At 64.4% G+C, this 24,118-nt stretch carries 20 protein-coding genes; 12 read left to right on the top strand and 8 right to left on the bottom strand.

Annotated features, from left to right (window positions below):
• Positions 1 to 54 precede the first annotated feature (54 nt).
• Both N5P29_RS15615 and N5P29_RS15610 read left to right on the top strand, forming a co-directional pair.
• Complete coding sequence (locus tag N5P29_RS15615) at positions 55 to 786, top strand: ABC transporter ATP-binding protein (RefSeq protein ID WP_144659293.1); 732 nt, start codon at positions 55 to 57, stop codon at positions 784 to 786.
• Positions 776 to 1,714, top strand: coding sequence for an ABC transporter permease (locus N5P29_RS15610; RefSeq protein WP_262275726.1), 939 nt, complete (start codon positions 776 to 778; stop codon positions 1,712 to 1,714). The genes N5P29_RS15615 and N5P29_RS15610 overlap by 11 nt, the downstream gene beginning before the upstream one ends.
• A gap of 63 nt (positions 1,715 to 1,777) precedes the next feature.
• On the opposite strand, the gene N5P29_RS15605 is transcribed toward N5P29_RS15610, so the two are convergent.
• Both N5P29_RS15605 and N5P29_RS15600 read right to left on the bottom strand, forming a co-directional pair.
• Positions 1,778 to 2,410 (bottom strand): DUF305 domain-containing protein, encoded by a 633-nt coding sequence (locus N5P29_RS15605; protein ID WP_262275725.1) that lies wholly within the window; start codon positions 2,408 to 2,410, stop codon positions 1,778 to 1,780.
• A 121-nt stretch (positions 2,411 to 2,531) separates the two neighbouring features.
• Positions 2,532 to 2,951 carry a DUF6153 family protein gene (locus tag N5P29_RS15600; protein ID WP_262275724.1) on the bottom strand — a complete coding sequence of 140 codons (420 nt, stop codon included), beginning with the start codon at positions 2,949 to 2,951 and terminating at the stop codon, positions 2,532 to 2,534.
• 141 nt (positions 2,952 to 3,092) lie between these two features.
• On the opposite strand from N5P29_RS15600, the gene N5P29_RS15595 reads away from it, so the two are divergent.
• From N5P29_RS15595 to N5P29_RS15570, 6 genes are all read left to right on the top strand, one after another.
• Entirely contained in the window at positions 3,093 to 3,650 is a 558-nt protein-coding gene (locus N5P29_RS15595) for a dihydrofolate reductase family protein (protein WP_262275723.1), read from the top strand.
• 35 nt (positions 3,651 to 3,685) lie between these two features.
• Entirely contained in the window at positions 3,686 to 4,729 is a 1,044-nt protein-coding gene (locus N5P29_RS15590; RefSeq protein ID WP_262275722.1) for an LLM class flavin-dependent oxidoreductase, read from the top strand.
• Between the two features lie 135 nt (positions 4,730 to 4,864).
• Positions 4,865 to 5,776 carry a glutaminase gene (locus N5P29_RS15585; protein WP_262275721.1) on the top strand — a complete coding sequence of 304 codons (912 nt, stop codon included), beginning with the start codon at positions 4,865 to 4,867 and terminating at the stop codon, positions 5,774 to 5,776.
• Positions 5,777 to 5,879: 103 nt separating this feature from the next.
• Complete coding sequence (gene cobA / locus N5P29_RS15580) at positions 5,880 to 7,151, top strand: uroporphyrinogen-III C-methyltransferase (protein WP_262275720.1); 1,272 nt, start codon at positions 5,880 to 5,882, stop codon at positions 7,149 to 7,151.
• Between the two features lie 20 nt (positions 7,152 to 7,171).
• Positions 7,172 to 8,638, top strand: coding sequence for an FAD-dependent oxidoreductase (locus tag N5P29_RS15575; RefSeq protein ID WP_262275719.1), 1,467 nt, complete (start codon positions 7,172 to 7,174; stop codon positions 8,636 to 8,638).
• Between the two features lie 81 nt (positions 8,639 to 8,719).
• Complete coding sequence (locus N5P29_RS15570) at positions 8,720 to 10,084, top strand: MBL fold metallo-hydrolase (protein ID WP_262275718.1); 1,365 nt, start codon at positions 8,720 to 8,722, stop codon at positions 10,082 to 10,084.
• A 64-nt stretch (positions 10,085 to 10,148) separates the two neighbouring features.
• Here N5P29_RS15570 and N5P29_RS15565 read toward each other — a convergent pair whose 3' ends face one another.
• The 3 genes from N5P29_RS15565 to N5P29_RS15555 form a co-directional block, all read right to left on the bottom strand.
• Positions 10,149 to 10,835 carry a FadR/GntR family transcriptional regulator gene (locus N5P29_RS15565; protein ID WP_262275717.1) on the bottom strand — a complete coding sequence of 229 codons (687 nt, stop codon included), beginning with the start codon at positions 10,833 to 10,835 and terminating at the stop codon, positions 10,149 to 10,151.
• On the bottom strand, positions 10,832 to 12,118 hold the full coding sequence (locus N5P29_RS15560) for an MFS transporter (protein ID WP_262275716.1): 1,287 nt from the start codon (positions 12,116 to 12,118) through the stop codon (positions 10,832 to 10,834). The genes N5P29_RS15565 and N5P29_RS15560 overlap by 4 nt, the downstream gene beginning before the upstream one ends.
• A gap of 120 nt (positions 12,119 to 12,238) precedes the next feature.
• Entirely contained in the window at positions 12,239 to 13,681 is a 1,443-nt protein-coding gene (locus tag N5P29_RS15555) for a PucR family transcriptional regulator (protein ID WP_262275715.1), read from the bottom strand.
• Positions 13,682 to 13,825: 144 nt separating this feature from the next.
• Here N5P29_RS15555 and N5P29_RS15550 point away from each other — a divergent pair, with 144 nt between their 5' ends.
• Both N5P29_RS15550 and gabT read left to right on the top strand, forming a co-directional pair.
• Positions 13,826 to 15,256, top strand: a complete 1,431-nt coding sequence (locus N5P29_RS15550) for a gamma-aminobutyraldehyde dehydrogenase (protein WP_262275714.1) — start codon at positions 13,826 to 13,828, stop codon at positions 15,254 to 15,256.
• 47 nt (positions 15,257 to 15,303) lie between these two features.
• Positions 15,304 to 16,659: a 4-aminobutyrate--2-oxoglutarate transaminase gene (gene gabT, locus N5P29_RS15545; RefSeq protein ID WP_262275713.1), complete on the top strand. Its 1,356-nt coding sequence runs from the start codon at positions 15,304 to 15,306 to the stop codon at positions 16,657 to 16,659.
• A 203-nt stretch (positions 16,660 to 16,862) separates the two neighbouring features.
• Here gabT and N5P29_RS15540 read toward each other — a convergent pair whose 3' ends face one another.
• The 3 genes from N5P29_RS15540 to rarD form a co-directional block, all read right to left on the bottom strand.
• Positions 16,863 to 19,268 (bottom strand): polysaccharide lyase 8 family protein, encoded by a 2,406-nt coding sequence (locus N5P29_RS15540; RefSeq protein WP_262275712.1) that lies wholly within the window; start codon positions 19,266 to 19,268, stop codon positions 16,863 to 16,865.
• Between the two features lie 126 nt (positions 19,269 to 19,394).
• Entirely contained in the window at positions 19,395 to 19,727 is a 333-nt protein-coding gene (locus N5P29_RS15535; protein ID WP_262275711.1) for a substrate-binding domain-containing protein, read from the bottom strand.
• Positions 19,728 to 19,888: 161 nt separating this feature from the next.
• Positions 19,889 to 20,959, bottom strand: coding sequence for an EamA family transporter RarD (gene rarD / locus N5P29_RS15530; protein WP_262275710.1), 1,071 nt, complete (start codon positions 20,957 to 20,959; stop codon positions 19,889 to 19,891).
• A 120-nt stretch (positions 20,960 to 21,079) separates the two neighbouring features.
• Here rarD and N5P29_RS15525 point away from each other — a divergent pair, with 120 nt between their 5' ends.
• Together N5P29_RS15525 and N5P29_RS15520 are read left to right on the top strand one after the other, a co-directional pair.
• Entirely contained in the window at positions 21,080 to 22,522 is a 1,443-nt protein-coding gene (locus N5P29_RS15525; RefSeq protein ID WP_262275709.1) for an FAD-dependent oxidoreductase, read from the top strand.
• Between the two features lie 162 nt (positions 22,523 to 22,684).
• Positions 22,685 to 24,028 carry a helix-turn-helix domain-containing protein gene (locus N5P29_RS15520; RefSeq protein ID WP_262275708.1) on the top strand — a complete coding sequence of 448 codons (1,344 nt, stop codon included), beginning with the start codon at positions 22,685 to 22,687 and terminating at the stop codon, positions 24,026 to 24,028.
• Positions 24,029 to 24,118: the final 90 nt, after the last annotated feature.

Below are 24,118 nucleotides of genomic sequence, written 5' to 3'. Positions count from 1 at the left end.
CGGATACGGCTTAGGCAGTACCAGCTTGACGAACAACAAACGAAGGACGGGACCATGCCAGTTGTACTGGAGAACCTGGGCAAACGCTTCGGCGACGGGGCTCCCGTCCTGGACGACGTCAACGCCACGATCGGGCAGGGCGAGTTTGTCGCCCTCCTCGGTGCGTCCGGCTGCGGCAAGTCCACCCTGCTGAACATCATCGCCGGACTTGAGCAGCCGACGTCGGGCGCTCTGGAAGTCCCCAGCGATGGTGCGGCGTTCATGTTCCAGGACTCAGCCTTGTTCCCGTGGCTGACCGCACGAGGCAACATCGAACTGGCCCTTCAGCTGGCCGACAAGTCGAGCAGCAAGGCGAGCCGACGTGCGCGGGCAACCGAGCTGCTGGAGCTCGTCCACCTTGGAGGAGCCGGCGACAAGCGCCCACACGAGCTGTCCGGAGGCATGCGCCAGCGTGTGGCCCTTGCCCGTTCGCTGGCTCAGGACCGGCAGGTGCTCCTGATGGACGAGCCGTTTGCCGCGCTCGACGCCATCACCCGAGACCTTCTTCACGATGAGTTGGAGCGGATCTGGAAGGAAACCGGGCGAACCATCATCTTCGTCACCCACAACGTCCGCGAGGCCGTGCGCCTGGGCCAGCGGGTACTGCTGCTGTCCTCGCGCCCAGGCCGGGTCGTGGCCGAATGGGAAGTCACTGAGGAACACCGCACCGATGCCGGCCGCGCAGGGGAGCTGACCGGCGTCATTACCCGACGACTTCGCGAGGAGATCCGCCGCCATGCCAAGTAACCAGACCACCGAAGAGCGGACCCTCCCCGTGAGCGACCAGAACCACATCACCTCGCCGTCCATCAAAGGCAACCCCTCCGAACTTCGCGACCTTGAAGCGGGTCTGGATAACCTGCAGTCGGACGTTGGCCGTCAACGCGGCATCGAGTGGAAGCGCATCCTGCTGCCGATCGTGGCGCTCGTGGTCCTTGTTCTGGCCTGGCAGTTCTACGTGTCCTTAGGTCTCAAGCGCCGCGACCAGGTCCCGGGGCCGCTGGATGTACTGACCCAGTTGGGCGTCTTGTGGAGTGAAGGCAAGGTCCAGGAATCGGTCTGGACCTCCCTGCAACGCGGTCTGATCGGCTTCCTGATTTCCGTCGTGGTGGCAACGCCGATTGGCCTGTTGCTGGCACAGGTTGCACCTCTTCGGCGTGCTTTTGGGCCGCTCATCTCAGGTCTGCAGGTCCTGCCATCCGTGGCCTGGGTTCCTGCTGCCATCATCTGGTTCGGGTTGACGGACGCCACCGTGTACTTCGTGGTGCTCATGGGTGCCATCCCGTCCATCATCAACGGCCTCATCTCCGGCGTCGACCAAATCCCGCCGCAGTTCCGCAGCGTCGGCACGGTGCTCGGCGCGAACCGGCTGCAGATGGCCCTGCAGATCATCCTCCCGGCGGCCCTTCCCGGGTACATCGGTGGTTTGAAGCAGGGGTGGGCCTTCTCCTGGCGCTCCCTCATGGCCGCTGAAATCATCGCAGTGGGCGGCACCATCGGCTTTGGCCTCGGCTCCCTGCTGGATCAGGGCCGCGCGTTGTCAGACATGGCGATCGTCATGTCCGCAATCCTCCTGATCCTCTTCGTTGGCATTCTCATCGAACTGCTCGTGTTCGGCCCGATCGAGAAGCGCCTGCTCCAGCGCCGTGGCCTGCTGGCGGGCAGCAGCCGCTAACCCCCTTAACAAGCAACGCCCGACGGCGGCCTCCCGCCGTCGGGCGTTTACGGAACCGTAGCGTTAGAGGCCGGCGAGGAGGGCCTTCATGTCCTGGATCTCCTGCTCCTGCGCAGCCACGATGTCTTTGGCAAGCTGCACGGCCTCGGTGGATTTGCCCTGGCTGATCTCGGTTTTGGCCATGGTCACAGCACCTTCGTGATGCGCGATCATCTGGGAGAGATAGAGCCTGGCTGCTTCCGTGCCTTGGGCCTCTTTGAGTTTCTGCAGCTCAGCGTCGCCCACCATGCCGTCCATGCCGTGGCCTGCGTGCGCTGAGGACCCCATCGTGGGCTCACTCCAGCCCTCCAGCCAGGCCGTCATCTTCTGGATTTCGGGTGCCTGGGCCGCCTTGATCCGGACCGCCAAGGCGGTCACGGCGGACGGAACATCTTTCTTGGTCAGGATCACGTCCGACATCTCGACGGCCTGGGCGTGGTGCGGAATCATCATCCGGGCGAACATGACATCCGCTGCATTGTGGGCTGAATCAGAGCTGCCCGCGGTGCCGTGGCTTGGTAAAGAGCTGGCCGGAGGTCCCGACATCCCGTGATCCATGCCCGGCATCGAACCGGAGCCGGAATTCGGAGTGCAGCCGACCAAGGCGATCAGGGCCGCAAGAGCAGCCCAAGCGACAGTAAAGCGTGTTTTATTCATCAGTGAATGGTCCTTTGCCAATTCAGGCGGCTCATTGGTGCCGCCAAGGGTAAGCAGATGTGTTCCCCAGCCCATGGCCCGGGGGGTAGACGGGTAGCCGCACGGCGACCCATTCAGCTGCTTACGTCCTGCTGATGCTCAGTTGCCGGGGGGTGGGTGCGGCTGGTCGGTAGGACCAGGACGGACTGGGGTCCCGGGGAGCCGTGGCCGTGGCAGTGACCACAACGGCGTCACCTGGAGGCGGTGCGGCCAGGGAGCCTGTTTTGTGCGAAGGGGTGCAGTTGGCGTTGCCGGTTTGCGCGCAGGAGCAGCTGCCCGATGTGCACTGCTCGGCGTCGGCAGGCGAGGATGTCTGGAGGTGCTGAGCTGGGCCGTGCTCGTGATGGAACACAGCACCCGCCGTGCTGTTCGAATGCCTGGCGTGCGAGCCCGAAACCACATGCATTCCGAAGATGCCCGCGATGACGGCAGCCACCAACAACAGGAGCGGGACCCGGCGTCGGATGGTGGCGCCGGCATCCAGGAATGTCAGCCTGTTCACGGTTTCCCACCACCTCCCGCAGCTCTTCGGACAATAGCAGCATACCCCTGGAGGGTATCCATTGCATTGCAGCGTCTGTGTTTCGCCTCTGATGCAGGTTTATCCGCTGCGCATTCCCTTCTGAACGCCTAGAATCGCCAAATGGGCCTCCTAACGTTCAGCATCAACGTCACCCTGGATGGTTGCGTTGACCACCGGGAGGGCATCGCCGACGACGAGACGCATGCCCACTTCACCCGACTCCTGGAGGAGAGCGGCGCCATGCTCTGGGGCCGGACCACCTACGAAATGATGGAGGGCTACTGGCCGGCCGTCGCCAGCGGTGAAATTGATGCCCCGCAATCTCTTAAGGACTGGGCAGTGACGCTGGAGACAAAGCCCAAGTACGTCGTCTCAGCGTCGAGAAGCGACTTCCCGTGGACGGCCAGCCACCACCTGACCGGCGACCTCCGTGCGGCGGTGCAGGAACTCAAAGACAGCACTCCGGCTGGCGTGCTCGTAGGCAGCGGGAAACTTGCCACGGAGTTGGACCGGCTGGACCTCATTGATGAGTACAAGTTCCTGATCCATCCCATGATTACCGGTCACGGACCCACCCTGTACCAGGACGGACTGGGCAGCACCCGGCGCCTGAAGTTGCTTTCCGCCGAGCCATTGAGTAACGGCGCGGTCGCCATGCACTATCGACGGGCCGATTGAGGAATGCACCGGCACTCACCAGTGTTGTGACGGGCATGCACAACAAACGGATCGGCTTCCTGTCCTTCGGCCACTGGGCCCGCGTCCCAGGCTCCCTGGTTCCCACTGCCGGCGAGGCCCTGAAGCAGGGGATTGACCTCGCCGTTGCCGCGGAAGAACTGGGCATCGATGGAGCTTTCTTCCGTGTGCACCACTTCGCGCGCCAGCAGGCTTCGCCGTTCCCGCTCCTGAGTGCCATCGCCGCGCGGACAAGCCGTATTGAGATGGGTGCCGGCGTTATCGACATGCGCTACGAAAACCCCCTCTACATGGCCGAGGAAGCCGCAGCCACGGACCTCATCAGTGACGGCAGGCTGCAACTGGGCGTGAGCCGTGGTTCACCCGAGCCCGCACGGAACGGTGCCGCGAACTTCGGGTATGTCCCCGCCGATGGCGAGGACGGCGCAGACATGGCCCGCCGCCACACGGCTCTGTTCCGCAAAGCCATTGCAGGTCACGGCGTGGCGGAGGCGGATCCGCACTATTCCGGCGGCGCCACGGGTTTGCTCCCGATCCAGCCTCAATCGCCGGGCCTTCCGCAGCGCATCTGGTGGGGTGCGGGCACGCGCAAGACGGCGGTGTGGGCGGCAGAACAGGGGATGAACCTCATGAGCTCGACGCTTCTCACCGAAGATACGGGTGTGCCCTTTAACGAACTCCAGGCCGAGCAGATCCGGATGTTCCGCGAAGCTTGGGCAGCTGCCGGCCATGACTTCGAACCGAGGGTATCCGTCAGCCGCAGCGTGATCCCCATTGTGGACGACGTCGACAACCACTACTTCGGCCTCCGCGCCCAAGCGGACAGCCAGGACCAGGTCGGAATTCTCGACGGCGCGTTGTCCCGTTTCGGTAAGAGCTACATCGGGGAACCGGACCAGCTGGCGGAAGAGTTGGCGAAGGACTCCGCGGTCCAGTCTGCGGATACGGTGCTGCTCACCGTGCCCAACCAGCTCGGCGTCGATTACAACGCCAAGCTCCTGGGCAACGTGGCAAAGCACATCGCCCCGGCGTTCGGGTGGAGCGCCAGCCGCGCTGTGTAACCTGTCCGTCCGGCGTCCACGGAGGTCCTGAAACGCCGGTACTCTTATTGGCTGTGCCTCGCTGCGGGAACGCCGCGTTTGCACGTGAAAGCCCCTTCAATGAGGAGGGGGCTGACGAAGCCAGTAAAGGTATAGATGGACATTCAGAATCTCCTCGAAGACATCGTTGGAGCAGTCGAGCCGCACGTGGGTCAAGGCACTGTGGCCGACTACATTCCCCAGCTCGGGGCTGTGGATCCGAATCAGTTCGGGATATCCCTGGTGACCAAGGACGGGGAGGTGTTCTCGGCCGGAGACGCCCACGTCGAGTTCTCCGTCCAAAGCATCTCCAAAGTGTTCGCCCTCGCCTTGGTGCTGGCCTCCGACGGGGACCACATCTGGAAGCGTGTCTTCCGCGAGCCCTCAGGCAACCCCTTCAATTCACTGGTCCAGCTGGAGAGCGAGGACGGGATTCCCCGGAACCCCTTCATCAACGCCGGCGCGATCGTGGTGACGGACAGGCTCCTGAGCCTGACGGGCAACGCCGCGCACGCTGTGCGGGATCTGATGCGGCAGGAAAGCAGCAACACGAGCATCGATACAGACCACCGGGTGGCCTCATCGGAGTTGGACAACAGCCATCGCAATGCCTCCTTGGCGCATTTCCTGGCCAGCTGCGGCAACCTCGAAAACCGGGTTGAAGACGTCCTGGATTCTTACGCCAAGCAGTGCGCCCTGGCCATGACGTGCGAGGACTTGGCGCTCGCCACCCGGTTCCTGGCCTCCAACGGCCTGGGTGCCGACGGAAGCCTCTTGTTGTCACCGGCTCAAACGAAGAGGATCAACGCCGTCATGCTCACCTGCGGCACCTACGACGCTGCAGGGGAGTTCGCGTACCGGGTGGGCCTGCCGGGCAAGAGCGGCGTGGGCGGCGGGATCGTGGCCGTGGTCCCGAACAAGTGCGCCATCAGCGTGTGGAGCCCGGGGCTGGGACGATCCGGAAACTCGGTGGCCGGGGTGGCCGCATTGGACGAATTCACCACTCGCACGGGTTGGTCGGTCTTCTAATCGGCCGGAGGCTTTGAAACTTTTTGTGACGCCGGATTACCCAGCGTTACCGGTTGTGTCCGGGCCTTTGAAGCATATTACGGCGCCGCCCTACAGTTTTTTCATGGCAATACAGGACATTTACCCCACCGCGCTGAGGCTGCTCGGCCGCCCGGTGCTGGTTGTGGGCGGCGGATCCGTCGCGCAGCGTCGCGCCAAGGGACTGCTCGACGCCGGTGCAAAAGTCACCGTCGTCGCTCCCGTTGCCACCGAAATACTTCGCACGCAGGCGGCGTCGGGGCTCCTCACCTGGGAGGCCCGGGAGTACCGCACTGACGACCTCGACGGCGTCTGGTTCGTTCAGACGGCGACTGGCACTGCCGCTGTTGACACCCGGGTAGCGGCCGACGCCGAGGCGCAGCGCATCTGGTGCGTCAACGCTTCGGACCACGAGGCATCCGCTGCCTGGACACCGGCCGTGGCCGAAGTGGACGACGTCAAAATCGCCATCAATGCCGGGGGAGACCCGCGCCGCGCCATGGCCTTGCGGAACGCAGTTGCCACTGCCCTGGAATCCGGCGACCTGCCGCTGCGGCGGCACCGGAAAGCGGACAGCGCAGGTTCCATGGGGTCCGTCGCCTTGGTTGGCGGCGGTCCTGGCGACTCGGGACTCATCACCGTCCGTGGTCGGCGCTTGCTGGGCCAGGCCGACGTCGTGGTTGCAGACCGTCTTGGTCCGCGCGGGCTGCTCAAAGAGCTGGCTCCCGACGTCCGCGTGATCGAGGTCGGCAAGACCCCCGGCCACCACCCTGTACCGCAGCTTGAGATCAACCGCATCCTCGTGGAAGAGGCCCTCAAGGGCAACCGGGTGGTCCGCCTCAAGGGCGGCGACCCCTATGTCCTGGGCCGCGGTGGCGAGGAAGCAGAATTCTGCCGGCAGAACGGCGTCGAGGTTGAAGTGGTCTCCGGCGTGACGTCGGCGATCTCAGTTCCCGCTGCCGCGGGCATCCCGGTGACGCACCGTGGCTTGGCCAAGGGCTTCAGCGTGGTCACCGGCCATGAGGAGCTGTCAGAAGTCCCGGCACGACCCGATCACACTGTGGTGTTGCTCATGGGCGTGGCGCAATTGCGTGATTCCGCGGCTGCGCTGGCCAGCTCGGGTCTGCCTTTGGACACTCCAGTAGGTATCGTAGAAAACGGGTATCTGCCGGAACAGCGCGTCACCATCGGCACCCTGGGAAGCATTGCGGACCAGGCGGAAGCCGTGGGCGTGGCAAATCCGGCGGTGATTGTGATCGGCGATGTGGTCCGCGTCAGCCCCTTCGCCCCGGAGCACTTCAAGACCGCTGACTACAGCACCATTACCCCCAACCGTCCCCGCGTCCGCACCAACTGAAAACAAGAAGGAACACAGCCGTGTCAATTAGCACCCCCGTAGGTTCTGCGGACCGTCCGCTCCGCGTCGCCGTCATCGGCTCCGGCCCGGCCGGCGTGTACGCAGCTGACATCCTGACCAAGAGCGAAGCCGTCAAGAGCGGAGAACTCAGCGTCAGCATCGACCTCTTTGACCGCTACCCGGCACCGTACGGCTTGATCCGTTACGGCGTTGCGCCGGACCACCCCCGCATCAAGGGCATCGTCAACGCCCTTCACAAGGTGCTGGACCGCGGCGACATCCGCTTCTTCGGCAACGTGGACTACGGCACGGACATCTCCATCGAGGACCTCCGCAAGCACTATGACGCCGTGATCTTCGCTACCGGCGCCATCAAGGACGCAGACCTGAACATCCCGGGCATCGAGCTTGAGGGTTCCTTCGGCGGCGCGGACTTCGTCTCCTGGTTCGACGGACACCCGGATGTGCCCCGCGAATGGCCGCTGGATGCCAAGGAAATCGCGGTCCTCGGCAACGGCAACGTGGCGCTGGACGTAGCACGTATGCTGTCCAAGCACGCCGATGACCTGCTGGTCACCGAAATCCCGGACAACGTCTACGCCGGCCTGAAGAACTCCCCGGTGACTGACGTCCATGTGTTTGGCCGTCGTGGCCCGGCACAGGTCAAGTTCACCCCGCTGGAGCTCCGCGAACTCTCGCACTCCAAGGACGTCGACATCATCCTCTACGCCGAGGACTTCGAGTTCGACGAAGAGTCCGACCGCCAGGTTCAGAGCAACAACCAGACCAAGACCATGGTTGGCACGCTCACCAACTGGATCGCCGAGCAGCCCGAGGACCTCTCCGAGCTCACGGCTTCCCGCCGCCTGCACCTGCACTTCCTGCACAGCCCGGTGGAAATCGTGGACTCCGCCGAGACCCCCGGCAAGGTTGCCGGCATCAGGTTCGAGCGCACCGAGCTGGACGGCACGGGCAACGCCCGCGGCACCGGCGAGTTCATCGACTACCCGGTCCAGGCCGTGTACCGCGCCATCGGCTACTTCGGCTCTGCCCTGCCGGACGTCGAGTTTGACCACAAGAAGGGCGTCGTGAGCAACGACGGCGGCCGCGTCCTGGATGCCGACGGCCAGCACGTCCCGGGCCTCTACGCCACGGGCTGGATCAAGCGTGGTCCCGTCGGACTCATCGGCCACACCAAGGGCGATGCCCTCGAGACTGTCACGTACCTGCTGGAGGACCGCGAAAACCTGCCGGTCGCCGAGGTTCCTGCGGCAGACGCCGTCGTGGATCTGCTCGATGCCCGCGGCGTAAAGTTCACCAGCTGGGAAGGCTGGCTGGCGCTGGACGCCCACGAGCTCGCCCTCGGCGCAGCGGCCACCGAAGCCGGCGGTTCGCACGGCGTTGAGGTGACCCGTGAGCGCATCAAGGTTGTGCCGCGCGAGGACATGGTCAACATCTCCCGCGACGGTGTATCCGCCCAGGTCTAAAACCAACGCGGGGTCACTTATGGCCCATTCGGAGCTTCCGGATGGGCCCTAAGTGACCCCGCGTTGTTTTAAGGTGGGGGTATGGACGTCGTCGTGATCGAGACACCCCAGCTTGGGGATCGCAGCTACCTGGTCCACGACGGCTCCGTGGCGTTGGTGATCGACCCCCAGCGCGACATCGACCGGGTTGAGGCAGCCGCCACTGCTGCGGACGTGCGGATCACCCACGTGGCGGAGACCCACCTCCACAACGACTACGTCACCGGTGGCCTGGTCCTCGCGGAAAAGCACGGTGCTGTCTACGTGGTCAACGCTGCGGACCACGTCTCTTTTGCACGGACACCGGTGGCGGACGGGGATGTGTTTTCAGTGGGACGCCTGTCCGTGCGGGTGGTCGCAACTCCCGGACATACCCACACCCACCTGGCGTACGTGGTGCGTGACGCAGCGGACGACGGCGGCACGGAGGCCGTCTTTTCCGGCGGCAGCTTGCTGTACGGCTCGGTTGGACGGACGGACCTGGTGGCTCCTGGCGACACGGAGGCCTTGGCCCACGCGCAGTATTCTTCGGTTCGTCGACTGGCGGACTCGGCGCACCCGGAGGCCGCCCTCTATCCAACCCACGGCTTCGGATCGTTCTGTTCCATTGGGCCTGCGAGCCACCAGGATTCATCTACCTTGGCAGAGCAGTCAGCACACAACCACGCCCTGACCGACCCGAGTGAAGAGCACTTCGTAGCGGAGTTGCTGGCGAACATCACGGCCTACCCCGCGTACTACGCCCACATGAGCCCTTTGAATTCCGCTGGTCCTGCGCCCGTGAATCTGGATGTCCCGGAGTCGGTGGAGCCCGCTGAACTGGCCCGTCGGCTGCGCTCGGGCGAGTGGGTGGTGGACCTCCGGCACCGGATTGCTTTCGCGGAGGACCATCTGGAGGGCAGCGTGGCCTTTGAGTACGGCAATGGTTCCAACTTCACCAGCTATCTCGGCTGGGTGATCCCTTGGAATCAGCCACTCACGCTCCTCGGAACACACGATGACGTGGAAAAGGCGATCCGTGACCTGGCGAGGATCGGCATCGAAAGTCCGGATGCCGCCGTCGGGCCCTCACCCGAAAAGCTGGCGCCCGGGGCGTCGCGGTCCAGCTACCCGCACGGCGACTGGAGCCTCCTATTGAGGGAGCGCGCTCAGGATGACGTGGTGCTGGATGTCCGAAGGCCTGATGAGTTCGAGGCTTCACATGTGCAGGATGCCGTCAACGTGCCCGTCTACGAACTCCTTGGCCGGATGACCGAACTGCCCGAAAGCAGGACCTGGGTGCACTGCGCCACAGGCTACCGGGCCAGCCTTGCCGCGAGTTTGCTGGACCGCGCCGGGCGTGACGTGGTGCTCATCGATGCCCGGTTCAAGGATGCTGCCGGTGCCGGGATTGAGCTGGTTCCCTAGGACGTGGAAAGCCCGCTGTTCCGTTGTTGGACAACAACGGAACAGCGGGCCCGCAACGTGGTTCTTAGAACTGCAGGGGCCTCTTGTCGGCGCAGAAATCCAGGTTCCGGTAGACGCTGGAAACGGCGGCCTCCGGGTTGTGGGCTTCGACGGCATCCACCAGTTCGTCGTGGCCTTCGCGTGGGATGCCGTTGAAGCCGTCCTTGCGCTGCTGGCGGAGGAGATCGTTGTGGAACACGCCACCGAAGGAAACGTAGAGCTGGTGCAGCAGGGGATTGCCTGAGGCCAAGGCCACGCGTTCATGGAATTCCCAGTCGGCGGTGGCCCACGCGGGGTAGTCCTCGGCAAGCCAGGCATCGTGCCGGACTGCCAGGAGGCGGCGCATCTCCGCGATGTCGTCAGCCGTGGCATGCTTCGTTGCCAACCGGGCCGCCTGGGTGTCGAGCCCCAAACGAACCTCGACGATATGTTCCTGCGTGTGCTCCTTGTACATCCGCTGGGCGGCCCCGGAGATCTCGCTGTTGGCCCGGACGTACGTACCGTCGCCGCGCCGGACCTCCAGCATCCCGGAGTGCGCCAGGGCCTTGATGGCTTCGCGCAACGTTCCCCGCGAAACACCCAGGGTTGCCATGAGCTCAGGCTCGGCAGGGATACGTTCCTGCAGCGGCCATTCGCCCGTCTTGATCATGTCCCGCAGTTTGGCGGTGATCTCCTCGGCGAGGGCCGGGCGATGCGAAGGGGTCAGGGTCATGCCGTCCTCGGTTGGGTCTTCGATGCGGTGCGCTTGCTGGTGAGCAGGTGGCAGGTGACCATGAGCGCAACGGCCACGATGGACAGCAGACTCAACGGCAACACCCAGCCGCCGGTGGCGCTGTGGAGCAGCCCCATGCCAAATGGGCCGATGGCCGCAATCAAGTATCCCAGCGATTGGGCGATGGTGGAGAGCGCCGTGGTTTCCGCCGTCGAGCCTCCACTGCGGCTGATGATCACCAGGACCAGCGGGAAGATGCCCAGGCCGAAGCCGAACAGCACCGCCGGAATGACTGCGAGCGACGTCGGCAACCACAGCATGGTGCCGATCGCCACCAGGGTGGAGCTGCTGGCCAGGTACAAAGCGGGCCGCAGCATGCCGGGGCGGGAGCCGAGCGTCAACAGGATCATGCCTGCCGCCACCGAGACCAGCTGCATCACGCCGAACTGCAGGCCGCTTTCGGAAGCGCTGAGCCCCTGGGAGGTAAGGATGTAGGCGAACCAGCTCATCACTGCGTAGGCAAGGAAGGCCTGGAACGTGAAGATCGCAGTGATCAGGAGGCCCAAACGGGTCTTCAGCAGCGGCCACATGGAGACCCGGGGGCGGTCCGTCTTGGTCGAATTGCGGTGGCTGTGCAGGACGACCGGGAGGAATCCGAGCAGGGCAGCAACGCCGAGGAGGCCCCACGCGGCCAAGCCCATTGACGGGGAACCAAGCTGCTGGGCGAGAGGCACGCTGACGGCCGCGGCAAACGTGGCGCCGCCGGACATCGTGAAGGTGTAGACACCGGTCATCATGGAGGTGCGGTCCGAGTAGTGCTCGCGGATGAGCGAGGGCATGGCGACGTTGCACACCGCCAACCCGGACATGGCCAGGACGGTGCCGCCCAGGAGTGCGCCGGTCGCGGGAACTCCGCGGACCAAGAGCCCGGCTGCCAGGAGTGCCAGCGCGATGAAGATGGCCTTTTCAACGCCCACCCGGCGCGTCAGCCAGGAGGTCCCAAGACCGGCAACCGCGAAGCATAACAAGGGGATGGACGGCAGGATCGAGGCCACCAGGGCGCCATAACCGAGGAACTGTTGCAGTTCATGGAACAGGGCGGCTGCGCTGGTGATCCCGGCGCGCAGGTTCAGGCCAATGAGGACGACGGCGATGACGCCAACCACGACGACGACCCGGGACTTGGGTGCCTTGGCGCCGGTGTTCGCTGCGCTCGGGGCAGCACCGGCGGGGGAGATCGTAGGGATGTTTCCTGTCGTCGTGAGTGGAGTCGTCGTAGCCATATCTAAAGGTTAGACGTTTGACGTCTAATGTCTACACTTCTGTGGCGAATCTCTCCGGTCAGCCCATGATTCGACGCTTCCTTGCGGAGAGACGCCCAGCCGCGTGCCGCCGTCGTACTCTTACCGCGGGTTTCGGGAGCCCAGGCGCTGGACCGCCAAAGCCAGCCACAGCTGGACGCGGTCCTGGGTTTGGGAGGGGTCGTAGCCGGTGAGTTCGGTGATTTGGGCCAGCCGGTAGCGGACGGTGTTCCTGTGCAGGGTGAGAGCTTCGGCCACGGCAGCTACGGAGCCGTTGTGGTTCAGGTAGCTCTCCAACGTGGCCACCAGCTCGGCGCCATGGGCGGCATCGAACTTGCGCAGGGGAGTGAGCGACTCGCTGGCCATATCCGCCAAGGGCACATCCTCGCTGGCGAGCAGCAGGGAGGTCAGGCTGAGGCGCTCAGGCTCGTTGACCGGCAAGCCGTGCGCCACGGCGTCGCGCGCCTCGAAGTAGCTCCAGCGCAGGCCGTTCGGCTTGGTGTAGGCGCCGCCAATGCCGATCACCGCGTGGATGCCGGCCTCCTGCAGGTGGTCGCTGAGGCTCTTGGCGAGGGCAGTGGCCGAGCTGCCGTCGTCGTTGATGACGGTGACCAGGTCCTTCCCGACGACGGCGCTCACGCCACCTTCGAGCGCTTGGGGCAGCGAGATGCTGACCAGTTGCTTGTGGTGTGCCGTGGATTCGGCAACCAGCACCACGTTCTTCCGGGTGCTGTTGATGCCGACACCGGCCAAACGGCGGGCCGCCTCAATGGTCTCCAGCGTGCCGTGGATGACGTCGTCCAACACCTGGCCGGCCATGGCACGCTGGGCCTGCCGTTGCTTGACCATGTTGTTGAGTTCGACGCTGATGAGGTTTTGCGCGTAGCTGACGATCCCCGAGTCGATGAAGGGTTGGCGGAGCCAGAGCGTGCAGGCGTCCCTGCGGCCGGTGGGAATCGGATAGGAGGCCCAGCCGTCAGCATTTGGGGCCGGTTTCCCGGGAACGCTGTTGTAGAGCTGGGCACTGAACTGGGTGAGCACAACGTCCGTGCGGAGCATGCTGCCCAGTTGCTTGAGGAGTTCGTTCAGTCCGCCACCGGTGAGAAGCGATCGGGCGAGGATCTGGTGCCCGGCCAGGAGGCGCTCCAGGTTGGAGTAGTGGTCTGCGGAGTGGGACTCTGCAACGAGCTTTCCGATGGCAATGAACGGGATCTCGTAGGGCACCTCCACCAAGGGAAGTCCCCACCGGTTGGCCTCGGCGATCAGGGCCTCGGGAACGGATTCGTGCGTGAGGCCTATGCCAAACCCAATTCCCACGGCGCCTGCCCGCTGGACCTGGCGGACGAATCGCCGCTGGTCGGCCGCACTCTTGAGGCGCAAGCCCGTGGTCAGCACCAATTCACCGCCGCTGAGGAAGCGCTGCGGATCCTCCAGCTCGGTCACCGCCACCCAGCTGATGTCCTGGTTCCACGTGGTCTCGGCAAGGCCGGACTGGCGGAGTTTCAGGGACGGGACAGCGACGAGCGAAGCAAGGGACAGGGCCATGCTTTAAGCGTAACCCGGTGCTGGTCAAGCGCACTAAGCGCGGTGGCCTTGTGTGTGCAGCTGACTATTCCCCCTACCCCCTCCCTGGCATAGGCTCTGATCAGCTAAAACCCATGCCCAGACACCGAAAGAGGGTTGCACACCGTGGTTCAAACCTTGCAGAACTTCATCAATGGCGAATTCGTCACGCCGGCAGGTACGGGTCTGCTGGACATCGTGAACCCCGCCACCGGGGAAATCGTTGCCAAGTCTCCCATTTCGGTGCAGGCCGACGTGGACGCAGCCATGTCCGCAGCAAACGAGGCGTTCAAGTCCTGGAAGAAGGCCACCCCCGGCCAGCGCCAGCTCATGCTCCTCAAGCTCGCCGACGCCGTCGAGGCCCACAGCGACGAACTCGTTGAGGCGCAGCACCGCAACACCGGCCAGGTCCGTTCCCTCATCGCTTCCGAGGAAGTCGCTGCCGGTGCAGACCAGCTCCGCTTCTTCGCCGGCGCCGCGCGCCTCATGGAAGGCAAGTCCGCAGGCGAATACTTCGAGGGCCACACCTCCTACGTGCGCCGCGAACCCATCGGCGTCGTAGCCCAGGTTGCCCCGTGGAACTACCCGTTCCTCATGGCAATCTGGAAGATCGGTCCCGCCCTGGCCGCAGGCAACACCGTTGTCCTCAAGCCCTCGGACACCACCCCCGAATCCACGCTGGTCCTGGCCCGCCTGGCAGGCGAAATCTTCCCCGCCGGTGTGCTCAACGTTGTCCTGGGTACCGGCGAAACCGGCGCCATGATGGTTGACCACAAGGTCCCCGGACTGGTGTCCATCACTGGCTCCGTCCGTGCGGGCATCGCCGTTGCGAGCGGCGCAGCCAAGAGCCTCAAGCGTGCCCACCTGGAACTCGGTGGCAAGGCTCCCGCGATCGTGTTCAAGGACGCCGACATTAAGAAGAGCGCCGCGGCCATTGCCGAGTTCGCCTTCTTCAACGCCGGACAGGACTGCACCGCCATTACCCGCGTCCTCATCGAGGACTCGGTTCACGACGACGTCGTGGCAGCCATGGTGGAGCACACCAAGACCCTGCACACCGGTTCCCAGAACGACGAAGACAACTACTTCGGTCCGCTCAACAACGTGAACCACTTCAACGCAGTGACCTCCGTCGTGGAGAACCTGCCGGAGAACTGCAAGATCGTCACCGGCGGACACCGTGCGGGCGAGAAGGGCTTCTTCTTCGAGCCCACCATCATCACCGGTGCCAAGCAGAGCGATGACATCGTGCAGAAGGAAACCTTCGGCCCGGTCATCACGGTCCAGAAGTTCAGCACCGAAGAAGAAGCGCTCGCGCTGGCGAACGACGTCGAATACGCCCTGGCGTCCAGCGTCTGGACCACCGACCACGGCACGGCCATGCGCATGAGCCGCGACCTGGACTTCGGTGCGGTCTGGATCAACACCCACATCCTCCTCACGGCAGAGATGCCGCACGGCGGCTTCAAGCAGTCCGGCTACGGCAAGGACCTCTCCATGTACGGCGTCGAGGACTACACACGCATCAAGCACGTGATGAGTGCATTGGATGCATAGCTCAGTCGCGTAAGAATTTCCCCGTTTTTTAGAAAGGCAACCCCCTCATGACCACCACCGCGAACGAACTCTCGTACCGCATCGAGCAGAAGCGCAACATCAACGGCGCCTTCCCCGGCCCCAAGTCGCAGGCATTGGCTGAGCGCCGCTCCGCCGTCGTCGCTGCCGGTGTCGCCTCGGGCGTTCCCGTTTACGTTGAAGACGCCGACGGCGGCATCATCCGCGACGTCGACGGCAACTCCTTCATCGACCTCGGCTCCGGCATCGCCGTGACCAGCGTCGGCGCCTCCGACCCCGCCGTCGTCGCAGCTGTCCAGGAAGCTGCCGCGCACTTCACGCACACCTGCTTCATGGTGACCCCGTACGAGGGTTACGTAGCAGTTGCCGAGCAGCTCAACCGCCTCACCCCGGGCGATCACGCCAAGCGCACCGTGCTGTTCAACTCCGGCGCCGAAGCCGTGGAGAACGCCATCAAGGTTGCCCGCCTGGCCACCGGCCGCGACGCCGTCGTAGCTTTCGACCACGCCTACCACGGCCGCACCAACCTGACCATGGCGCTCACCGCCAAGGCCATGCCGTACAAGACCAACTTCGGCCCGTTCGCGCCCGAGGTCTACCGCATGCCCATGAGCTACCCGTTCCGTGAAGAGAACCCGGAGATCACAGGCGCCGAGGCAGCCAAGCGCGCCATCACCGCCATCGAGAAGCAGATCGGTGGCGACCAGGTTGCCGCGATCATCATCGAACCCATCCAGGGTGAAGGTGGCTTCATTGTTCCGGCCGAAGGCTTCCTCCCGGCACTGTCCGCCTGGGCAAAGGAAAAGGGCATCGTCTTCATCGCCGACGAGGTCCAGTCCGGCTTCTGCCGCACCGGTGAGTGGTTCGCCGTCGATCACGAAGGCGTTGTCCCGGACATCATCACCATGGCCAAGGGCATCGCCGGTGGCATGCCGCTGTCCGCTATTACCGGCCGCGCCGACCTGCTCGACGCCGTTCACCCGGGCGGCCTCGGCGGCACCTACGGTGGCAACCCGGTTGCCTGTGCAGCAGCACTGGCAGCGATCGACACCATGGAACAGCACGACCTCAACGGCCGCGCACGCCACATTGAAGAACTCGCCCTGGGCAAGCTCCGCGAACTGGCAGCTGAAGTTTCCGTTGTTGGCGACATCCGCGGCCGTGGGGCCATGCTGGCCATCGAACTGGTCCAGGCCGGTTCCAAGGAACCCAACGCCGAGCTCACCAAGGCCGTTGCTGCCGCTTGCCTCCAGGAAGGTGTCATCATCCTGACCTGTGGCACCTACGGCAACGTCATCCGCCTGCTCCCGCCGCTGGTCATCAGCGACGAACTGCTGATCGACGGCCTCGAGGTCCTGGCGAAGGCCATCAAGGCCAACGCGTAAGGTTCAGCGCTTCACGCAAAGAGGCGGGCCGGGGGTTCAATTCCCCCCGGCCCGCCTCTTTCTTTGCTTCTCCGCGATCTGGCGCGCCGGCGTCGAGTTCGCGGGAAAGCTGCGAATCCGCCGGAAAGTTCCGGGGGTTTTGGCAGCGTTCCCGCGATCTCGGGTCCCGGCGTCGGGAATCAAGGCTCGACGGCGGTGCCTGGCTAGGTGCCGAGCGTCAGGTTCTTCTGGTGACCGTGCCCGTCGAGCTGGACCTCCATGGTGTTGTTGCCAACCAGGATCGCACCCACGTCGGCACGGACGGCCTTGGTCCATGTGCCGGGAACCGTGATCCGGACGCTGCTTTGAGTGCGCGACGGATCGGCCACAGACACCGTGAGCTGCCCGTTGCTCTGGTGGGTGGCAAGGGTGCACGGACCGGAGACCGTGAAGCCCGCCGCGCTGCCCGCGCCAAAGAAGTTGCCCAACACCAGGCCGTCCTTGCCCGCGCTGATCAGTTGGACATCCGCAGAGTTGGCCAGCACTTTCACTGCAGGGTTGGCCGACTGCGAGAACGTGGCATCGTGCGTAGCCGCGGGCAACACCATGTACGCATAGCCCGAGCCGGCTGGATCCTTGCCGTGACGGTGGGTCACAGTGACAAAATCCCGGGTCACAGGATCGCTGCTCCCTCCGGTGTCCGCCCCGGAGTTGATGTCATACCAGTTGCCGGTGCGGCGGATGACGGCAACGTCGGGAATGCTCGAAACACCCGGCGCGTCCAGGAAGACGTAGCCACCGTGTCCCTCGAGGTGCAGGGAGCGCTTCAGCTGCACGGGAGCATCCCCTGGAGCCATGCTGCGGTTGCGGGAATCGGTCCGTACCGAAGGTATGGAACCCACCACGAAGGACCTGTTCTCGATGGTGGTCTGCACGGCGGCGCCGCCAGTGCCGGTGATGGCTGATCCAAGGCACACCACGGCGTCGTCAAGGAAGAACCAGGATTTCCGGCCGGACAAGGTCTTGTTGTGGTTGACGTGGTCCATGCCGACAACACCCCAGCGCCCGTCGACGGTCAGTCCACCGGCAAAGGCTTGGTAAGCGCGGGGGATGCCGGTGCCGGCTCCGCCCGCACCGCTGGCGCGGACCTCGTCATTGACGGTGGTTCCTGGAAGAGCGTACGGGTCCACTGTGGGCCAGAAGTCCGCGCTGAACTGTGATGGATCCTGTCTGGTGTACAGGAAGGTCATGCCATCACCTTGGTACCAGCCGAGGTTGTTTTCGCTGTTGCCCCACTCGTACCGGCCAATGCGTTTGGAGGAGAGGTTCACTGTACAGCCCCACTGTGGTCTGTGGTGCACCAGGCGGTCCTGGTCAGCGAACATTCGGCTATACACGGGGGCCGGAGCAGCTGTCACGGAGGCATTGGAGAGAACTGCCAAGGACAGCAGGGACTTGGCCAGGCTCTGGGTGGGGTGGCCCACGAGCTTCTGGTCGGCACAGCGTTCCAGCCAGCCCTTCGCCAACGCCAGGAAACGGGAGCGGTAGGGCTCCTCGCATCCGGGAGCCAACAGGAGCACAGCCGAGATCAAGCCGAAGCCGCTGACGTAGTCGGGTTCACGTTGCCGCGAGACAGCCCGCCCGCGAACCGTATCCATGATCCTGCCGTCCCAGACGAATGGAGCATAAGTGGACTCCACAGCGTCCAGGAGCACCGACTGATTGGGATCCTTGATGGCCCAGTCGCTACCGCCCAGCATGGCGATGATTTCGGCGATGCCCGCCAACGCCACCACACCATAAGTCCCGGCATAGGGCAGGTAGCTGTGCTGAACGAACGAGCCATCGGTGTAGAAGCCGTCGCCGCTGGTGACGTAGGTGAACACACTGTTGGTGCCGCCTCGGACGGTGTCGCTGAGGGCGTCCCGGCCAAGAGCGATCTCATCCGTGTTGTTGTCCAGGATTCCGCGCATGCAGCAGGCCAGTGATTTGTCCACGCGGTTGGCGCCGGTCTCCGCCAGGGATGTAGCACGACCACGCCAATTCGGGTTCGGCGCGAACCAGCGGACCGCCGCGAGCAGGGATGACCGGAGGGCTTCCGGAACCTCGGCGTGCAGCAGTGTCAGGATGTCCACTGTTTTGCGGGGTACGCCAATTTCCCAAAACCACCAGTTGCCCGCTGCGCGCATCCCGGGCTTGTAGGCAGTGTCGTTGAGGAGCTTCAGGCCAGCAACAATGTCGGCCGCCAGCTGGGGATTCCCGGCGTACGGGGTGCCGGCCACGGCGTAGCCCAATGCCATGTCATAGAGGCGGTTGAAATGCAGGCCCAGGTTGCTGGTCGCGGTGGCGGACTGTCCGATGCCAGCGAGGGGAAGGTCGCTCCAGAGGGACGTTCGCACTGGAGCTTTGTCCATGGATGACCACCACTTCTCCGTAGTAGCGCCCATGCCATCAAGTTGTCCCGCAAGTTCGGGGATGTCCGCAGCGCTTTGGCCGCCGGTGAGGACTTGCCGCCGTCGGGCTATGAGCTCCTGGAGGCCATCCGCTGCGAAAGACGGAGCCGCCTGCGAAAGGAGCGCCCCCGCGAGGGCTGCTGCTCCAGCTGTACGGAAGAGGGTCCTGCGGCTCATGGGTGATCCAATGACGTTCAAAACTGCTCCGTTCAAAACTGTTGTGGCGTGGGGATATGGCGGCGGAAGTTTCCCGCAACCCTATTTCCGGTTCCATGGCCCTTCAACGGAAATGAACAGAAGTGCTCAGAACTTGTTGAGAGGCGAAACCGAGTCCCGGATGACGATATGCGTACCAACGGTGAGGGTGTTGTCAGAGGAAGCGCCGGCGTCGTGCGGTGACTGGGCCAGAGCCAAACGGACGGCCTCGCGCCCCAGTTCTTCGAGCGGTACGCGAACTGTGGTGAGGCGCGGGCGCAGCTCGCTGGCGACGGGAACGTCGTCGTAGCCCACCACCGAAATGTCCCGGGGCACCTTGATCCCGCGTTCCTCAAGGGGTTCAAGGATGCCGGCCGCCACGAGGTCGTTGGCGCCGAAGACCGCGGTGAAGTCCAAATTCCGGTCCAGCAATTCCCGCATCCCGTGCCGTCGACCCCTCCGGCCGCGAAAAGGAACCAAACCCGGACGTGCTCGACTAGGGCCCGGCGTCGAAATCGTGGGAAAGCTGCGAATCCGCCGGAAAGGTCCGGGGGTTTTGGCAGCGTTCCCGCGACTTCGCGCGAGGGGACCAGGCGAGGGGTTCAGGCCTCGACGGCGGACAGCCGCGCCTGCTTCTTCAGCGCCGAGTTCTTCCTGGTGGTCCGCAGCATGTCGATCGTCAGCAGGACCAGGGCCAGCCAGACCACGCAGAAGCCGATCCAGCGGGCAGCGGTCATGGTTTCGTGGAACACAAGCAGTGCCACAACGAACTGGAGGATCGGGGCAAAGTACTGGAGCAGGCCGATGGTGGTCATTGGCAGGCGGCGTGCGGAAGCGCCGAAGAAGAGCAACGGAACAGCTGTGATGACCCCCGAGGCCACCAACAGCCAGAAGTGTCCGGCGCCCATGGTCGTGAGGGTTTCGGCCCCCGCAACACCCAGGACCACCATGGTGATCGCTGCGAAGGGAGCCAGCACCATGGTCTCGACACTGAGGCTGGTGAGGGCATCGACCTTGGGGCCCACCCGCTTCTTCACAAAGCCGTAAAGGCCAAAGCTGAAGGCCAGGATCAGGGCGATCCATGGGAGTTGCCCGTAGGAGAACGTCAGGACGCCGACCGCCACGAACCCGATGCCCACCGCTGTCCACTGCAGGGGGCGCAGCTTCTCCTTGAGGACAAAGACGCCCAAAAGGACCGAGACCAAGGGGTTGATGAAATATCCCAGCGAGGTTTCCACGGCGTGGCCGGTGGTGACGCCGAAGGTGTACGTGAGCCAGTTGATGGCGATGAGGACGGCAGCCAAGGCCAAGGGACCGAAGACGCTGCGGTCCTTCAGCGCGGCGCCGAAAATCCGCCAGGACCGGGTGATGGTGATCAGCAGTGCGCAGAAAATCAAGGACCAGACAACGCGGTTGGCCACGATTTCGATCGCACCCGCAGGCATCAGGATGAAGAAGTACAGGGGGAGTAGGCCCCACAGCCCGTAAGCGCCGATGCCGAACAGGATGCCCGCCGTCGATTCGCTCCGCACCGGCTTGCCGGCACCGCCGGTTCCGTCGCCTCCGCTCCCGGCTACCGCCGTCGTGGGCTGGTCTGAAGGGGAGCCTGAAATGATCTGATCCGGAGTCGACACATTCTGGCCAACACCGGCCTTCCCCGCAATATTCCGCAATCTTTGGGTATTTTTGTGACTCCTGCCATATAAGCGGCCCAGTGTGGGGCCGACACCTAGAATTGAAATCTGCGCGCGCCGCCAACAGCGGCGTGGCTCACTGCTTCGGAAGGGCTCACGGTGTCAGACTCAGCCGCAACCAATCGTCCGCTTCGCGTCGCCATTGTGGGCGCGGGTCCCGCCGGTGTCTATGCCGCGGACATCCTCACCAAGTCCAACGAAGTCAAAGACGGGCACGTGGAAGTGAGCATCGACCTCTTTGAGGCGTACCCCGCGCCCTACGGGTTGATTCGATACGGTGTAGCGCCGGACCATCCCCGCATCAAGGGCATCGTGAACGCCTTGCACAAGGTGCTGGATCGCGGGGACATACGCTTCCTGGGCAACGTGACCTACGGCAGGGACCTGAGCCTCCACGACTTCCGCGCCTTCTATGACGCCGTGATCTTCTCCACCGGAGCCATCAAGGACGCGGACCTGAACATTCCCGGCATTGGGCTGGAAGGCTCCTTTGGCGGCGCGGACTTTGTCTCCTGGTACGACGGACACCCGGACGTGCCGCGCGATTGGCCGCTGGACGCCAAGGAAATCGCGGTGATCGGCAATGGCAACGTCGCCTTGGACGTTGCGCGCATGCTGGTCAAGCACCCGGAGGAACTGCTTGTCACAGAGATTCCGGACAACGTGTACCAAGGGTTGAAGAGCTCGCCCGTGACCGACGTCCACGTTTTCGGCCGTCGCGGGCCTGCCCAGGTCAAGTTCACGCCCTTGGAACTGCGCGAACTCTCGCACTGCAAGGACGTGGACATCGTCCTGTACCCGGAGGATTTCGAATTCGACGAGGCCTCGGACGAGGCAATCCGGACCAACAACCAGATCAAGACCATGGTCAACACCATGACCAACTGGCTGGTGGAGGAGCATGCTGAAGCCGAGCAGCCCTCGTCCCGCCGCCTGCACCTGCACTTCCTGCACAGCCCGGTGGAAATCCTCGACTCACCCGAGACCCCGGGCAAGGTTGCGGCGATGAAGTTTGAGCGGATGGAACTGGACGGCACCGGCAACGTCAAGGGAACCGGGGAGTTCCTCGAATACCCGGTCCAGTCGGTCTACCGGGCCATCGGCTACCACGGCTCGCCGCTGGAGGAGCTGCCGTACGACGCCCGCCGCGGCGTCATTCCGAACGACGGCGGCCGCGTCCTGGGTGCCGATGGGGAACCAGTACCGGGAATCTACGCCACCGGCTGGATCAAGCGCGGACCTGTGGGGTTGATCGGGCACACCAAGGGCGATGCGCTGGAAACCATCGGCTGCCTCCTCGAGGACCGTTTGAACCTGCCGCCGGCCGAAAACCCGGACCCGCAGGCCATCATCGACCTCCTGGAAGAACGCGGCATCGAATACACCACGTGGGAAGGCTGGAACCGGCTGGACGCGCACGAAGCTGCCCTCGGTGCTGAGTGGTCCGCAGCCTCCGCCGCCTCCGAAGACGGGAACGGCGTGGTCCGCGAGCGCATCAAGGTTGTCCCGCGCGAGGAAATGATCCGCATCTCCCGCCCCTGACCTCCGGAGTTTTTGTACAGCTAATGCGCTTATTCGGGCGCTTTAGGGTCATTGGCTGTACAAAAACTCCATCCGGCGAACTAGACTCGTCGGTACTGTGCTGCCCACCACACGCGTTGCCCACCACGCGAGGCCATAACGCACAGCACCCAGGGGAGTTCGATGAGGAATCCAGTCCATCCGATCGCTCCAGGCATTGACGCCGCGGAGCTGCTGCAGAAGCGTGCCCTGGCCGGCCACGAACATTTGGAGGCCTGGCGCGCCGGAAGCGCCGATGAGATCGCCGGAATCAGGCGCCTCGTCCATGAATCGTGGCAACGTTCGGCCTACTTGAAGGCCAACCCCGACGTACCCGAAGCGCCCCTGGCCATGGACCGCGATGAGCTGGAGGAGTACAGGCGGCTGCACCCTTTGGCCACCATCATGCCCGTGATCAAGAAGCTGCTGGTCCAGCCGAGCCATGACAGCGGCCTGCTGGTGGCCGTAGGCGACGACGTCGGACGGCTTTTGTGGGTGGACGGCGACCCCGTCATGCAACGCCGCGCCGAAGGCATGATGTTCGTCGCCGGCGCCGACTGGTCCGAAGCCTCCGTGGGCACCAGCGCTCCGGGCACGGCGTTGGCCCTTGACCGCAGCATCCAGATCTCCGGGGCCGAGCATTTCAAGCGGTCCGTCCATCCCTGGAGCTGCACCGCGGTTCCCTTCCACGATCCCGACTCCGGAGCAGTATTGGGCGTCGTGGACATCACCGGGACCGAAACCGCCGTCGCACCGCACACGCTCTCGCTCGTGGAAGCAACGGTCGCTGCCGCCCAGGCACAGTTGCGCATCGAACGCTTACAGCTCGCCGCGGCAGTCCGCGACAAACCACGACGCCGGAGCGCAGCCGCCACGGGCGGCCAGGCTTTGTACCGCAACAGCCTCCAGCTTCTGGGGCGTGACCAGGCGCTGCTCAGCATCGATGGCCGGACCGTCTCCTTGTCAGCACGCCACAGCGAGATCCTGGCCATTCTCGGCAACCATCCGGATGGATTGAGCGCAGATGATCTGTGCGCCCAGCTTTACCCCGGCGAGGGATCGTCCGTGACTCTCCGCGCCGAGATGGTCCGCCTCCGCAAGGTGATCCAGGAACTCAGCCCTGACGCTGTGCCCGAGTCGCGGCCGTACAGGCTGCCCGTCGAGCTGCTTCCCGATTCCGGCCAGGTCCTGAGTTGCCTGCAGCGCGGCGCCCACCGCATAGCCCTGGAAATCTACAAAGGTGCGCTTTTGCCGCGGTCGGAGGCGCCCGGCGTCGTGCAGTTGCGCGAGCGGGTGTCGCTTCTGTTGCGGGAGGCGCTGCTCAGCGACGGCAGCGTCGATTCGCTGCTCAAGTACGCGGAGCTACCCGAGGCGAAGTACGACGTCGACCTCCGCCTTGCGGTCCTGAAGCTGCTGCCGCCCCGCTCACCCAAGCGCGCCGCAGTGGTTGCCGATCTGGAGCGCATCGAAAGGGAACTGCAGGAGTGAGCTGACTCACACTGTTGCAACGTAGCTGCAACCTCCCGGCTCCTAGGCTCGGATCAATGGCGAGAGCCACAGTGATTCGCAGCAAAGGAG

Source organism: Paenarthrobacter sp. JL.01a (assembly GCF_025452095.1).
Classification (GTDB): domain Bacteria; phylum Actinomycetota; class Actinomycetes; order Actinomycetales; family Micrococcaceae; genus Arthrobacter.
Note: the sequence above shows the minus strand (reverse complement) of the source record. Positions and strands in the feature narration are given on the sequence as shown.